This window comes from Saccharothrix sp. S26, assembly GCF_021390395.1.
Classification (GTDB): domain Bacteria; phylum Actinomycetota; class Actinomycetes; order Mycobacteriales; family Pseudonocardiaceae; genus Actinosynnema.
In genome coordinates, this window is sequence record NZ_JAJUWT010000027.1 from 38,032 (window position 1) to 52,115 (window position 14,084).

General features: G+C 69.4%; 15 protein-coding genes. 8 read left to right on the forward strand and 7 right to left on the reverse strand.

Annotation, left to right across the window (positions count from 1 at the left end; all coding sequences use genetic code 11):
- Positions 1–2: 2 nt before the first annotated feature.
- A complete protein-coding gene (gene tsaB / locus LZG04_RS35175) occupies positions 3–677 on the reverse strand; it encodes a tRNA (adenosine(37)-N6)-threonylcarbamoyltransferase complex dimerization subunit type 1 TsaB (protein ID WP_233825386.1) in 675 nt (224 codons plus the stop codon).
- Between the two features lie 71 nt (positions 678–748).
- On the opposite strand from tsaB, the gene LZG04_RS35180 reads away from it, so the two are divergent.
- From LZG04_RS35180 to LZG04_RS35190, 3 genes are read left to right on the forward strand one after another with little or no spacing between them, the layout of a single operon-like run.
- Entirely contained in the window at positions 749–1,120 is a 372-nt protein-coding gene (locus tag LZG04_RS35180; protein WP_233825388.1) for a MerR family transcriptional regulator, read from the forward strand.
- Positions 1,108–1,413, forward strand: coding sequence for a co-chaperone YbbN (locus LZG04_RS35185; protein ID WP_233825390.1), 306 nt, complete (start codon positions 1,108–1,110; stop codon positions 1,411–1,413). Before LZG04_RS35180 ends, LZG04_RS35185 begins: the two co-directional genes overlap by 13 nt.
- Positions 1,414–1,447: 34 nt before the next feature.
- Positions 1,448–2,785 carry an acyl-CoA synthetase gene (locus tag LZG04_RS35190; RefSeq protein ID WP_233825392.1) on the forward strand — a complete coding sequence of 446 codons (1,338 nt, stop codon included), beginning with the start codon at positions 1,448–1,450 and terminating at the stop codon, positions 2,783–2,785.
- A 9-nt stretch (positions 2,786–2,794) separates the two neighbouring features.
- Here LZG04_RS35190 and tsaE read toward each other — a convergent pair whose 3' ends face one another.
- From tsaE to LZG04_RS35210, 4 genes are all read right to left on the reverse strand, one after another.
- Positions 2,795–3,262, reverse strand: coding sequence for a tRNA (adenosine(37)-N6)-threonylcarbamoyltransferase complex ATPase subunit type 1 TsaE (gene tsaE, locus LZG04_RS35195; RefSeq protein ID WP_233825590.1), 468 nt, complete (start codon positions 3,260–3,262; stop codon positions 2,795–2,797).
- A complete protein-coding gene (locus tag LZG04_RS35200) occupies positions 3,259–4,353 on the reverse strand; it encodes an alpha/beta fold hydrolase (protein WP_233825393.1) in 1,095 nt (364 codons plus the stop codon). Before LZG04_RS35200 ends, tsaE begins: the two co-directional genes overlap by 4 nt.
- A complete protein-coding gene (gene alr / locus LZG04_RS35205; protein ID WP_233825395.1) occupies positions 4,350–5,462 on the reverse strand; it encodes an alanine racemase in 1,113 nt (370 codons plus the stop codon). The genes LZG04_RS35200 and alr overlap by 4 nt, the downstream gene beginning before the upstream one ends.
- A 551-nt stretch (positions 5,463–6,013) precedes the next feature.
- Positions 6,014–7,156: a helix-turn-helix domain-containing protein gene (locus LZG04_RS35210; RefSeq protein ID WP_233825397.1), complete on the reverse strand. Its 1,143-nt coding sequence runs from the start codon at positions 7,154–7,156 to the stop codon at positions 6,014–6,016.
- A gap of 243 nt (positions 7,157–7,399) precedes the next feature.
- On the opposite strand from LZG04_RS35210, the gene LZG04_RS42795 reads away from it, so the two are divergent.
- Positions 7,400–7,675 (forward strand): hypothetical protein, encoded by a 276-nt coding sequence (locus LZG04_RS42795; RefSeq protein WP_308199635.1) that lies wholly within the window; start codon positions 7,400–7,402, stop codon positions 7,673–7,675.
- A 108-nt stretch (positions 7,676–7,783) separates the two neighbouring features.
- Positions 7,784–8,620: a tetratricopeptide repeat protein gene (locus LZG04_RS35220; RefSeq protein WP_233825399.1), complete on the forward strand. Its 837-nt coding sequence runs from the start codon at positions 7,784–7,786 to the stop codon at positions 8,618–8,620.
- Between the two features lie 163 nt (positions 8,621–8,783).
- Here LZG04_RS35220 and LZG04_RS35225 read toward each other — a convergent pair whose 3' ends face one another.
- Positions 8,784–9,614 carry a phage major capsid protein gene (locus LZG04_RS35225; RefSeq protein ID WP_233825401.1) on the reverse strand — a complete coding sequence of 277 codons (831 nt, stop codon included), beginning with the start codon at positions 9,612–9,614 and terminating at the stop codon, positions 8,784–8,786.
- Between the two features lie 621 nt (positions 9,615–10,235).
- On the opposite strand from LZG04_RS35225, the gene LZG04_RS42800 reads away from it, so the two are divergent.
- The 3 genes from LZG04_RS42800 to LZG04_RS35240 all read left to right on the forward strand — a co-directional run bounded on the left by LZG04_RS42800 (position 10,236) and on the right by LZG04_RS35240 (position 12,743).
- Complete coding sequence (locus LZG04_RS42800) at positions 10,236–11,045, forward strand: DddA-like double-stranded DNA deaminase toxin (protein WP_233825403.1); 810 nt, start codon at positions 10,236–10,238, stop codon at positions 11,043–11,045.
- Entirely contained in the window at positions 11,036–11,443 is a 408-nt protein-coding gene (locus LZG04_RS35235; RefSeq protein ID WP_233825405.1) for an Imm1 family immunity protein, read from the forward strand. The genes LZG04_RS42800 and LZG04_RS35235 overlap by 10 nt, the downstream gene beginning before the upstream one ends.
- A 92-nt stretch (positions 11,444–11,535) precedes the next feature.
- Positions 11,536–12,743 (forward strand): IS3 family transposase gene (locus LZG04_RS35240; RefSeq protein WP_233825407.1). Its coding sequence is split into 2 segments (ribosomal slippage): positions 11,536–11,833 and positions 11,833–12,743, totalling 1,209 coding nucleotides; the frame shifts between segments, so codons are not numbered across the junction.
- Positions 12,744–12,953: 210 nt separating this feature from the next.
- Here LZG04_RS35240 and LZG04_RS42805 read toward each other — a convergent pair.
- Positions 12,954–14,051: a site-specific integrase gene (locus tag LZG04_RS42805; RefSeq protein WP_233825409.1), complete on the reverse strand. Its 1,098-nt coding sequence runs from the start codon at positions 14,049–14,051 to the stop codon at positions 12,954–12,956.
- Positions 14,052–14,084 lie beyond the last annotated feature (33 nt).

The window sequence follows — 14,084 nt, forward strand, 5'->3', positions numbered from 1 at the left end:
GCTCACGCCCTGGTCACCCGCTTGCGGCCGACGGGCTCCACCGCGTCGGGACGGCGCAGGTAGAGCGGGGTGAGCGCGGCGGGGCGCGCACCGGCGAGCAGTTCACCGGCCGCGGCGGCGACCAGGGACACCGGCGACGGGTAACGCGCCCGCACCACCGGCAGCCCGATCACGTCGGCGTACAGCTCGGCGCCCTCGCCGGCGGCCTCGGCCACCGCGGGCAGCTTCGCGACCAGGTCGGCCGGCCGGTCGACGTGCGGGCCGTCGGTGCGCCTGCCGGCCGCGTCGTAGGCCGCCCAGTACACCTCCTTGCGGCGCGCGTCGGTGGCCACGAGCAGCGGCTTGCCGGTGGCGGCGTCCAGCGCGACGGCGTCCGGCGTCGGCACGGGGTACACGGGCCGGTTGAGCGCCTGGCCGAGGGCGGCGGCGGTGACCAGGCCGACGCGCAGCCCGGTGAACGGGCCGGGGCCGGAGCCGCACACGATGGCGTCGAGGTCGGCGAGCCGGTGGCCCGCCTCCGCCATGGCCTCCTGGAGGTGCGGGGTGAGCAGCTCGCCGTGGGCCTTCGCGTTCACCGTCACCCGCTGGGCGAGCAGCCGAGGGGGCGACCCGGGCGTCAGTTCGACGACACCGGCCGTGACGGCGGGGGTGGCGGTGTCCAACGCGAGCACTAGCACAACTGACAAGGGTATCGGGTGGCGTGCACCACACTTGTGTTGACGTCCACGTCAAGTCGGAGGATGGGTCCGTGCGCATCGGAGAACTGGCACGGCGGGATGGGACCACCACCCGGGCGCTGCGCTACTACGAGTCCCTCGGCCTGCTGACCGCCCGGCGCGGCGCGAACGGGCAGCGGGAGTACGACGAGGAAGACCTGAAGCTGGTGCACGAGATCCGCTCGCTCACCGGCATCGGGTTCGCCCTGGAGGACACCCGGCCGTTCGTCCAGTGCCTGCGCGACGGCCACACGAGCGGTGACGCCTGCCCGGCGTCGGTCGAGGTGTACCGGCGCAAGCTCGCGGAGCTGGACGACTGCATCACGCGGTTGCAGGCCGCGCGGGACCAGGTGCGCGCGCAGTTGCAGGACGCCGAGCAGAGGAGCAGGCCGTGCGGACGTTGACCGACGACGAGTTCACCGGGGCCGTGGCCACCGGGAACGTGCTGGTGGAGTTCGGCGCGCAGTGGTGCGGGCCGTGCCGGATGCTGGAACCGGTGCTCGACGAGCTGGACCGGGAGCGCGGCGACCTGACCGTGGTGAAGGTCGACCTGGACGAGAGCCCGCGCACCGCGCGTGACCAGCGGATCATGTCCGCGCCCACGCTCCAGCTCTACCAGGACGGGCAGTTGGTCGCACAGACCGTCGGCGCTCGGCCGAAGATCCACCTGATCGCGTGGCTCGAACCACACTTGTGATGCGTCCGGCGGCCCGGCCGGTCACTGTAAGCGGATGCTGCTGCCAGCGCTGGCCTCGCCGTCGTCGAAGATCGCCCTGCGGTTCCCCGAGCGGGAGCTGACGTACGAGCAGTTGGCGCGCGAGGCGCGGGCGGTCGCGCACGGGCTGGTCGGCAAGCGGCGGGTGGCGGTGTGGGCGCACGTCCGGCCCGAGACGTGCGTGGTGGTCGTGGGCGCGTTGCTGGCGGGCGTGCCGGTCGTGCCGCTCAACCCCAAGATCGGGGAGCGCGAGCTGGCGCACGTCCTCGCCGACAGCGAGCCCGACCTGGTGATCGACGACGAGCTGCCGTCCGGCCCGGCCGTCGACCTGCCCGAGCCGGACGGCGAAGCGCCCGCGTTGATCGTCTACACCAGCGGCACGACGGGGCCGCCCAAGGGCGTGGTGCTGCCCAGGCGGGCGCTGGCCGCGAACCTCGACGCGCTGGCCGACGCGTGGGCGTGGACCGGGGACGACGTGGTGGTGCACGGCCTGCCGCTGTTCCACGTGCACGGCCTGGTCGTCGGGGTGATCGGGCCGTTGCGGCGCGGCGGGACCGTGCACCACCTGGGGTCGTTCAGCGTGGCGAAGGCCGCCGCGGCGTTGCGGGACGGCGGCACGATGATGTTCGGCGTGCCGACCATGTACCACCGGGTCGCGGCCGAGCCCGAGCACGCGGCGGCGTTCGGGCGGGCGCGGTTGCTGGTGTCCGGTTCGGCGGCGCTGCCCGCGTCGGTGCACGAGCGCATCGAGCGGTTGACCGGCCAACGGGTGGTCGAGCGGTACGGGATGACCGAGACGTTGATGAACACCAGCGTCCGGGCCGACGGCGACCGCAGGCCCGGCACGGTCGGCGTGCCGTTGGCCGGCGTGGAGCTGCGGGTCGTCCGGGACGGGGCGGCCGACGAACCCGGCGAGATCGAGGTGCGCGGGCCGAACCTGTTCTCCGGCTACCTGAACCGGCCGGACGCCACGCGGGAGGCGGTGCGCGACGGCTGGTTCCGCACCGGCGACCTCGCGGTGGTCGAGCCGGACGGGTACGTGCGGATCGTCGGGCGGCGCGCCACGGACCTGATCAAGAGCGGCGGGTACAAGATCGGCGCGGGCGAGATCGAGAACGCCCTGCTGGAGCACCCGGCGGTGGCCGAGGTCGCGGTGACCGGCGAGCCGGACGACGACCTGGGCGAACGGGTGGTGGCCTGGGTCGTGGCCCGCGGCGAGCCGGTCGCGCCCGAGGTGTTGAGCGACCACGTGGCCCGGTTGCTGTCACCGCACAAGCGGCCCAGGGTGGTGCGGTACGTGGACGCCCTGCCGCGCAACGAGATGGGCAAGGTGCTCAAGCGGGAGCTGCGGTGAACCCGCCCGTCAGACCGGGAGCTCGCGCCGCTCCCAGCTGCCGTGGGGGTGCAGGTGGGCGACGCGGACGTCGTCGTCGCGGCGTTCCAGCCTGATCAGCAGGTGGTCCTCGGACAGCCGCTCGGCCGCGCCCTCGCCCCACTCGACGGCCACCACGGCGTCCACCAGGTCGGTGTCCAGGTCGAGGTCGTCCAGCTCGTCCAGGTGACCGCCGAGCCGGTAGGCGTCGACGTGCACGAGCGGCACGCCGCGGCCGCCCGGGGCGGGGTCGTGCACGCGGGCGATCACGAAGGTCGGCGAGCTGACCCGTCCCGTCACGCCGAGGCCGGCGGCCAGGCCGCGCACCAGCGCCGTCTTGCCCGCGCCCAACGGGCCGGACAGCAGCACGAGGTCACCGCCCCGCACCAGCCCGCCCAGCCTGCGCCCGAACTCCTCGGTGTCGTGCACCTCGGGGAGCGTCACGCTCACGCTCGTCACCACCACCGCCGCCTGCTTTCCGACCGTTCGGCGGCACTGCGCCGAACCAGACCGACCAGGTGCCCGGTGACCAGGTCGGGTTGTTCCAACATGAGCATGTGGCCCGCGCCGGACACGCGGACCAGTTCGCCGTGCGGCATCTCCTCGGCCATCCGCTCGGCGTGCGAGAACGGGGTCAGCTTGTCCGCGTCCCCGCTGATCACGAGCACCTCGCAGTGCCGCAGGCCGGCCAGCGCCTTGTAGCGGTTGTGCGTGCCGAGGGTCTCCAGGAACTCGGTGAGCACCTGCACCGTCGTCCCGTTGATCATCTGCTCCATCAGGTCGACCAGCGAGGGGCTGACCTTGCCGGTGCCGAACGCCAGCGCCCGGATGCCGCTCCACGTCAGCGTGGACGCCCGCCGCCTGACCCACTCGACCAGGCCGGGTTGCAGGCCGGCGATCCGGCCGACGCCCAACGTCACCGGGTTGTAGCGCGACAGCACCGACTTCGGCAGGCCCGCGCCACCGACCGCCCCGGCCGCCGTGCCGACGAGCGCGACGCCGCGCACCCGGTCGGCGAACAGCTCCGGTCGCTGCTCCGCCAACGCCATGATCGTCATGCCGCCCATGGAGTGGCCGACCAGTACCAACGGGCCGTCGGGGGCCATCGAGCGGATCACCGCGTCGAGGTCCTTGGCGCACTGGTCGATCGTGCTGCCCTCGGCGGTGGACCGGCCGGACCGGCCGTGGCCGCGCTGGTCGTAGAGGACCTGCCGCACGCGTGGTCCGGTCAGGGCGGCCAGGTCGCGGCGCTGGAAGTGCCAGCAGCGGCGGTCCAGGGCGAAGCCGTGCACGAGGACGACGGTGACCTCCGGCTTCCCGCCGTCCTCCGGGTCGACCTCCTCCACCGACAGCGGCACGCCGTCGTCCGCCGCGACGGTCGACTCCCGGGTCGGGGTGAGGCGGCCCAGCGGTTCGTCGGCGAGCGGGTCGTCGGCCTTGCGGTCGTCCGAGACCTTCTTCTGGTTGGCGGCCACGCCCACGGCGACCCCGGTCGCGGCGGCGCCGAGGATGCCGCCGGCCCAGCCGACGGCCTTCCACACCGTGTTCACGGCCGTCTACCCACGTACGTCCGGGTGACGCGCGGTCGGTACATGCCGGTGACGATCTCGTAGTCGATGGTGCCGGTGGTGTCGGCCCACTCGCGGGCCGTCGGCTCGCCCTGGTCACCCGGTCCGAACAGCACGACCTCGTCCCCCTCCGCCACCACGTCGTCGCCGCAGTCGACCACGACCTGGTCCATGCAGATGCGGCCGACGACCGGGCGGCGGCGCCCGGCCAGCCAGACGTCCATCCGGTTCGACAGGCTGCGCGGCACGCCGTCGGCGTACCCGACGGGCACCAGGGCCAGGTTCGTGTCCCTCGTCGCGGTCCAGCTCAGACCGTAGGACACCGACTCACCGGCCGGGATGCGCTTGGCCAGCGCGACCGCGGACCGGAACGTCATCACCGGGCGCAGGTCGGTGGGCACCGGGACCGGGTTGAGGCCGTAGATCGCGATGCCGGGGCGGACGAGGTCGAGGTGGAGGTCCGGTCGGGTGATGAGCGCGGCGGAGTTCGCGATGTGGCGGCGCGGGTCCAGGCCGGCGGCGACGGCTTCGCGGTAGGCGTCGTCGAAGCGCTCGGCCTGGGCGTCGGTGGCGCGGTGGCCGATCTCGTCGGCGACGGCCAGGTGTGACCAGATCGCGTGAACTTCGACGTTGTGGGTCTTGGCGGCGCGCTCGACCAGCTCCGGCCAGTCGGCGGCCGGGCAGCCGTTGCGGGACAGACCGGTGTCGATCTTGAGGTGGACGCGGGCGGTCCTGCCCGCCTTGTCGGCTGCCGCCGAGATCTCCTCCAGCTGGGCCAGGGAGGACGCGGCCAGGTCGACGTCCTGCTCCACGCCGGCGGCGTAGTCCGTGCCGGGCGGGTCCAGCCAGGCCAGGATCGGCACGGTGAGGCCGGCCGCGCGCAGCGCCAGGGCCTCGGCGAGCGAGCAGGAGCCGAGCCACGTCGCGCCCGCCTCCACCGCCGCTCTAGCCACCTCCACCGCGCCGTGCCCGTAGCCGTCGGCCTTGACGACGGCCATCGTGTCGGCGTTCGGCGCGAGGGCGTCGAGGTGGGCGACGTTGTGCCGGAGGTTGTCGAGGTCGATCACGACCTCAGCGCGAGGAGCAGCCATAACGCCGTTCATGGTGACACAGCCGGCCGACCGCGCCCGCGCGAGTCCTACGTTCGCGTCGCGTGTGTCCTACGTTCAGAACGCGAGAGTCCTACGTTCAGAACGCGTGTGTCCTACCTATGGGCCCCTGGTGGGGCCACCAGCGTTGATGCTGGTCGGCGCGGTCTGTAGCGGCCAGGTGTGGCCTGGTGTGACGGGTAACGGCCGTTCGGTGCTCCCCGTGGGATCACGCGGTTGTCGTTGCCTGTCCCCGCCTGGCCGGTGGTGGCCGGGTGGGTCCGGACACCCACGTTAGCCACGGTTCCCGATGCGCTCCGCGGACCGTTCGGGTGATCGTTCCCGTAGGTCGCGGGAACATCCAGAGGATCGGCCCGGTCGGTGCGTCTGCGGACACGGATTGGACGTGGTCCGGATGAGACGTACCGGCCGGGCTCGGTGCTTCTTCGGCCACCGGGCTGGGACCGCTGGTTTGAGGGGCTTGACGAGTTATCGCCGGACTTGTTCTCACTCCTAGACCGGGTGAGTTGTGCATGACGCATGTGTTACACCGGTCAGTGTTCGCTACGCCGTGCGGCCGTTACGCGCTGTCGCAACGTCAGAAGGGAAGCGGTTGCGCGGGCGGAGCGGACATCGCTCAGGGCCGCTTCCGCTTCCGCTGCCAACGCCTGAGCTTCATCCACCCGGCCGGTCCGGGCGTAGAGGTCGGCGAGGTCGATCATCCGTCCCGCTCGGCCGCGCAGCCGGTCCGGGCCCATGCGGGGCAGCAGGTTCTCGAACCGCCGGATCGCCTCCCCATGCTCGCCGGCGGCAGCCAGCGCCTGGGTGATGATCGAGTCGAGGCTTTCCGGTGTGAGGAAGCGCAACCATTGAGGGGTTTCACCGCCACGTTCGGCCAGTGCCTCGGCTTTGACGATGTGCTTGATCGCGCCGTGCTTGTCGCCGGTCTTCGCCAGGTGTCCGGCCAAACCGGCGTGCAGGTTCGCACGTTCCAGGCCACAGACACGGGTGTCGGATACTGCTGACCGGACAAGGGCGGCGGCATCGTTTGGGTGATCGTCGCCGACCTGGGCGGCCATGTTGAGCACCACGTGCGCGCGTAGGTCCGGATCGGCTCCCGCGTTGGCCGTGCGCAGAGCGAGGGTGGACAACCGGCGGGCCGAGTAGGTGCGGCCGGAGTCGAAGTGGGTCCACGCCGTGCGGTCGGCCAGCGCACCGACGGCCGCTGAGAGCGCAATCCGCGTGTCGTCCCGCATCGGCGCGTCCAGGAGCGTCACCGCCCATCGCAGAGCGCCGCTGGAGACGTCTGCCGCGACCGCACCGCCGAATCGCAGGTCCATCGTCGTGTAGACCGACGTGGCGTGCTGCACTGCTTCGACCTCGGACCGGCCGACCGTGCCGGGTGCCTCCGCCGACGTGAGTCCGTCCAGTAGTCGGGCGAGAGGTTCCGGCGTGTTCGCTCCGGCGAGTACGGCGGCTGCCGCCGCCAGCAGCTCTCGTCTGTTCACTTCCTCACCCAGCCCTTGTGCGTCGAGCGCACGCTCGTAGGCGGCCACCAGTTCAGGTGTCGCGGTCCGCTGTCCTGTCTCCACCATGCCCAGGAACGACTTGCTGTAGTGGGTCCGCTGAGCCATCACGGCCAGGCTGACGCCTGCCGCCTCTCGGGCCGCACGCAGTGCCCTTGCCGTCTCGGACATGACGCCTGGCTCCCGATGACTGTGGACGGGTGTGGACGGGTTGTTCATTCCAGCAACGCTCCGCACACGAGAGGCTACCCGTAGGCACAAACGAGTCCGAAGGTCCGAAAGGCTTGAATGCCACTGCTGGCGTGCGGGGTGAATGGATGTGTTGATCTCGATCGGGGTAGCGGTCACGGCCGCTGTTCCGGCAACTGCATGGCTCATCGGCACCGCGCGTGCACTCGGTTGTGGATGCGTGGAGTGCACAGCGAGAACGGCTTGGCTTCGGGCGGTATGCCGCCGGACTTCGGGGTTCGCCAGTTGGGCATCGCGAGCTTTCACGTGGCGAACGTGGGTGTGACACCGATGGCACATACCGTAAGAGTCAAGGTGGGGATGATCGAGAAGGCGATGAGCCTTTCGGGGCACCGATCGGAGTATTCCATGGCTAAAGCGATGGGTATCAACCGCTCAACCTTGGCGCGGGTGAGGTCCGGCAACTCCAACCCGGCCCGTCGTTCATCGCCGGCGCACTGATAGCGCTGTCCCCGTTCGAGTTCAGCGACTTATTCGAGATAGTGCCGCGTAGTCATGATGTTCACCAATTCGTCCCACAGTCTGGACCTGAAACCGAGAATGATGACGATGGCTTCCCTCAGTCGCGTATTGATTAATGTCCGATTCCATATGATGCAAGGTGAAGTCGAAGAGGCGGTGCGTTCACTGGTTGACGAGTGGCGGGGAGCCCTGACTGAGGGTTACGCGGACGACGTCGTCAAGCTGCATGAAACAACTTTGGAGCTGGCTGACCGGTTTCCTCTCGCAGAAGCGGTTTCGCACGTACTCCACCGCGCCACCGTGGCCTACGCCCGGGCGGGGGACTTCACCGCCGCTACTGTGACGGCGGCGCGGATGGTGTCGGTCTGGCGGGCGCGCTGTCAGCGGAACCCGACTCCCGATAATCTGGCGGGGCACATTCACGCTTTGGATACGATGGCCGGAATTTTCCGCGCACGCGACATGGCGGCCTCCGTGGTCGGATGCCTGGTGGAGTTGGCGGAATGGCACCTGACCCACGGCAACAATGTCGGAGTCGCTTGGGCGCTCCGGGAGATCGGAGCACTGGCTCTCCGGTCGGGCAATCTGACCAACGCTGCCGAGAAGTTCACCAGGGCCGACGAAATATATGCCGACGAGGCCGGTGACACTTCAGTCGTCGAAGAGCGTGCCGAGTGTCATGTACTCCTGGGTCGCTTGGCGCACATCAACGGGGATCACGAAACGGCGCGGCTCTGGTTCGAACGAGCAGCGGTACATCTGAAGGATGATGCCGAGAGTGAGGTCCGGAGTCTCATAGAGGGGTTGAGCATTGGTGACACCCTGCCCGAACTGCGGATACTGAAGGTCGGCGTATTCGGCCTGCCATTCTGGGAGAACGATGCGCAATCCGACTCAATTCCATGTTCGGAAATTTCCGCCTAGTCGACCTCCGTATGGGCACCAGCCATGCGCCGGAGTTAGCCTAGGGGTGCTGAATACTCCCTGATAGTGCAGGAAGACCGAAACCCCGGCGTGGTCTGCGGTGCAATGACGATCCGGTATGGGAATGCCCTGGGGAGGGGTAACCTCCCCAGGGCCGTGGGGACTAGTTGGCCTTAGCGGTCGTGGTCTGCATGGTGGTGAGCGTGACCAGGCGCATGGACTTCGCGGCGTCGGGTGCGGCAATGGCGGCCCGCATGGTCGCGCGGATACCGATCGCGCCCTGTTCGGCGTAGCACTCCCGGAGGAAACGCATTTCCGATTCCCGCTGGATGTAGTAGATGCGGGTGTGGTCGTAGACCAGTGCCCTGCCCGTGGGCATGGACGGGACCATGACCGGGGTGAGGCCGAACTGTCCGGCCACGCCGTCCGGGCCCCAGATCGGACGGCCGTCCGGGCTGACACGGGCGTTCTCGGTGGCGTAGTCGGCCGGGTTGAACGCGACGCGGGTACCGGTGGCCCCTTGTGCGCCGAGCTCGCCCACGGCCGTGCCGATACCGGCCATCCACGACGGGCCGGGGACGGTGGTGGCCGCGCCGAGAACGCCGCGCGGGGTGGTGCCCTGGCCGTCCCCGTTGAGAAGGTCGGTGTCCAACTTGGACATTGCCGTGTCCCGCAACAGGTTTGCCACCTGGTCCGCGATGGGGAAGGCCGTGTCGTAGACGGATTCCTCGCTGAGCAGGACGATGGTCCCGAGCTTGGCCACGGCCACGGTGTAGGTGTCGTCGTTGAGGCTGGCCAGCGGATAGGGCTGCATCTCGTTGAGCCATTCCGCGCCCGTGGGGGAGGCCAGGGGGAACACGACCTTGCCCGTGGACGTGGGCATTGGAGTCAACGACTGGGTGAACGAGGCCCCGGTCAACGCCTGGTTGATGATGCGCTGGACAAGGTAGGGAGGGGCGAGTTCACCGTCGAACGATCGGGTGGTGATGGGCATTCGTTCTTCTCGCTATTCAGTTGGTATGTAGTTGTCAAGGCCACGCGCGGCCATGTGGTTCTAATGGGGGCCACATTTGGACAGGGGGTACCTATCCGACCCCTGGGCCCCGCGAGGATCGGACTACCCGCACGTTAAGCACGTTCCGTGGTGTAGTCCAGGGATACGCGAAAGGTTGGCCGCACCGGGCCGTCCACTGTCGGTGAACGCACCCGGTGGGTTGGCCACTTGGCCACTTGTCCAAGGCGTAGGGAACGGGGACAAAGTGGACAAGTCGGCTCATGGGCCGGGTTACGACTTGCCCACTTGCCCACTTGCCAAGGTCTAGGAAACGAGGGCAAATGGGGCCGCAAGTCGGTAGGGCCGTCATGCGGGGAATCGACTCGACTTGCTCACTTGCTCACTTGCCAGGGCTCGGGAGGACTGAGCAAGTGAGCCGAGCGAGCCACCCCGGCTGGTGTCACGTGCTCACCCGGGCCACACCTGCGCACGTGAGCAAGTCGGGTGACGCGACTTGCCCGCGTTCCCCAGACCTCGGCAAGTGGGCAAGTCGTCACGGCCGGTGTCGTCGTGGTGACTGTCGGACCCCTGTGCGACGCTCCGCCGGGGAAGGGGCACCGGGTGGCGTCGATCGGGGAAGTGGCCAAGCGCGTGTCCCAGGCGTGCGATCAGGCGTCGAAGTGTCGGGACGCGTTGGGGCAGGCTCAGGACTTGGCCGAAGAGGCACACGAGCTGTTGGCCGCGAACCTGCGCGGGGCCGTTGACCTGGAGTCGGACACGGAACAGACGCTGGCCCGGTTCGCCGCAGTGAAAGACGGCATCACCGACTTGTGGAAGATCCTCGGTACCGGCATGGACCGGGCACAGGCAGCCTTGACCGCCCTCATGGGTGAGAACACCCCAACGCCGGTCCCGAACGCTCCACAGCCCGCACAGTCACCGCAACGGCCACCCGAAGAACAGCCATCCACGCCACCCCCGGCCCGCCCGGCCGAACCCGACCCGCCCGTGATCGAACCGGAGAAGGTCGAGGAACTACGGCGCGAACTGCCGCCGCCCGTCGTGGGCAACACCGGCCAGAAAACACACGGCCGATGGATCGGCCCGAATGGCACCGCCGAGCCGATCGTCAGCGGCCGGGATGAACACGCCAAGGCAGCCGACGCCCGACTCAAGTACATGGGCTTGCCCGGTCCCTCCGCGAAGACCGGAGACGTCGAGATCAAGTTGGCAACCCGCATGGTCGAGGAGGGGATTCAGCACGCCACAGTCGTGATCAACAACGTCCCGTGTGTCGGGCGGTTCGGTTGCGACACCCTCGTGCCGATCCTGCTCCCCGAAGGGGCCACACTCACCGTGCACGGCACGAACGAAAAAGGCGAACGGTTCCGCAAGCGGTACACAGGAGGTGCCCGCCCGTGGTGGCGCTAGAAGCATGGTTCGACCGGAACGCCGAAGGGCCCACCATCGTGCACACCCCGGCCGAGCTGGACGCCGTGTTGGACACCGTCGTGGAGTGGAACATGCCCACCACCGTCCAACTGCTGACCGCAGACAACCCCGGACACGTGCTGTTGGACGTGGGCTTGGATGCCAGGACCGGGCGCGGAGTCCTCTACTACTTCGGGCCGGACAAACCTGACGGCTGGATCAGCAAGGGGCCGTACGCCACCGAGCCACCGCCCATCTACTACTTCACCGGCTCGGACACCGAATTCCCTGCAGACGCGGAAATCCCGCTGGCCGACGCACGCCGCGCGGCCCACGAGTTCATGCACAACGGGGGTGGATGGCCGAACGGCATCGAGGGGCAACCGCGCTGGGACTAGCCACCCAACGCGAACGGGGGACTTGACCCTAAATGTTGGACACCAGACACACTTGGATCCTGGCGATCCGGGTGGACAGGAGTCCCGTTCAGATGGTGATGAAGCACTACCCGCCGGAGTTCCGGGCCGAGGCGGTCGCGCTCTACCGGTCCCGCCCTGGCGCGACGATCAAGTCGGTGGCCCAGGATCTCGGGGTCAACCACGAGACGCTGCGCAACTGGATCCGGCTCGACGACGGACGCCGCACCGGAACCCCCATCGCCGCCGCCCCCGCGACCGCGCCGCCGTCGGGCACGACGGAGGACGAGAACGCCGCGCTGCGCAAGCGGATCCGCGAGCTGGAGGAGGAACGCGACATCCTGCGCAAGGCGGCCAAGTATTTCGCAGGGGAGACGCGCTGGTGAACCGCTTCGGGTTCGTCTCCGAAAACCGACGCCGGTACGGCGTGAAGCGGTTGTGCCAGGTCATCGGTATCGCCCGGTCCAGTTACTACCACTGGAAGGCCACCGAACCCGATCGGGCCGCGCGCGTAGCCGACGACGCGCGCCTGGCCGCCCGCGTCCGGGTCATCCACCGCGAGTCGGCCGGCACCTACGGCGTCCCCCGGATCACCGCCGAACTGCACGACACCGGGCACGTGGTCAACCACAAGCGCGTCGCCCGCGTGATGCGCAGCATCGGGCTGGCCGGGGTGCGGTTGCGCCGCCGGCACCGCACCACCCTCCCCGACCCCAGCGCGGTCAAGGCCCCGGACCTGCTCGGACGCGACTTCACCGCCGAGGCGCCCAACACCCGCTACGTCGGCGACATCACCTATCTGCCGATCGCCGACGGCACGTTCCTCTACCTGGCCACGGTGATGGATCTGTGCTCGCGACGCCTGGTCGGCTGGTCCGTCGCCGACCACATGCGCGTCGACCTGGTCCTCGACGCCCTGCACGCGGCCGAGCGGACACGGGGCAGCCTGGCCGGGGCGGTGTTCCACAGCGACCACGGGGCCCAATACGGCGCCAAATCCTTCGCCGAGGCCTGTCGCGCCGCCGGGGTGACCCAGTCGATGGACGCGGTGGGCAGCTCCGCGGACAACGCCGCCGCCGAGAGTCTCAACGCCTCCTTCAAACGCGAAACCCTCCAAGGCGCTCAGAATTGGTGCAGCGCAGGGGACGCACGCCTGGCCGTGTTCGGCTGGGCACACCGCTACAACACCCGACGACGCCATTCACACCTCGGCCAGACATCCCCGATCGACTACGAGAACAGCCTGCTACCAACACCGGCTACGCTGACCCCCGCCGCATAACCCCGTGTCCAACATCCGGGGTGAAGTCCCCGGGGCCCCGGACGTTCCCGGGGCCCCGTGGTGGGTTCTGCGGCGTTCTCAGCGCCGTTAGGCGGCTACCGCGTCCACCGGCACAACCGCGTGGACACGCCGAACCGGGGCCACCAGGGCGGTCCGCCGGTTGGTCAGCACGGCCCGGATCGCGTCGTCACCCTCGGGCAACAGGTGCCCCTAAAAGTCCGCCGTGATCCCGATCGATTCGTGCCCAAGACGACGCGACACCGCCAACAGCGGAACCCCGTCGGTGAGCAGCCACCCGGCGTGGGTGTGGCGCAGGTCGTGAACCCGGGGCGTCTTGACCATCCCTGCCCGCTTGGCCGCCGTGCGGGCCCGCTCGAACGCCTTGCCGAACACCCGGTGGCCCCACCACTCGCCCGTGACGGGGTGGGCGAACACCGGGGCGTCCGCGGCCTTGCCCGCGACCAGCCGGGCCAGCACACGGGCCGTGGACGAGTCCAGCGCCACCCGGCGGTGTGACGCCTCGGTCTTCAACGACACCCGCCGGGACTCCGCGCTACCGGACGTCTTCCGGGTGAGCTGCATTGCCACGTCGATCCACGCCCGGTCCACGTCGTCCACGTGCACGTCACCGGCCACCAGGCCGAGCGCTTCCGAGATCCGCAGACCGGTCCCGAGGATCACGTCCACCACGTCCGCCAGCGCGTCATCGACATGGGGCAGGGTCCGGCATCCGTCCAGCAGCAAACCCGCGTCACGGGAGCTGAGGAAGTTCACTGTCCGGGGCCGCCGCTTGGGCGGCTCGACCCCGTTCATCGGGTTGGCGGCAAGGGAGGTCTTGACCACCGCGTAGCGGAAGATGCCCCGCAACAGGTCGTAGATCATCGCGGACGACTGGCCCGCGTCGGTGATGCCCGACAGCAGAGCACTCACGTCGTCATCGGTGATGCTCTCGACCGGCCGGGCCAACAGCGCACCCGCACGGTTCCTGAGCGTCCGCCGGTAGAGATCCTTCGTGGTGGCCTTGGCGCGGGTCCGGGTGGTGACGTACTTCTCCGCGATCTCACCGAACGTCGGGGCCGTGTAGGCGGTCGGTTTCTGCCCAGTGACCAGCTCGAACGAGATCACGCGCGGGTCGGTGTCGTACACGTGGTGCCGCAGAGCCTCGATCGCGCCTTTCATGCTCTTGGCGTCGTCGTGCTCGGCGTAGGTGATGCTCTGCAGTGCGCCGTCCCGCCTGCCCCCGAAACGCCACTTCAGGCGGTAGGCGGTGGTGCCGTCCTTGCGCTTGCGGGGCTCGATCGTCGCCACGTCTGGGACTCCCTGTGAGAGTGGTGCTCCCCT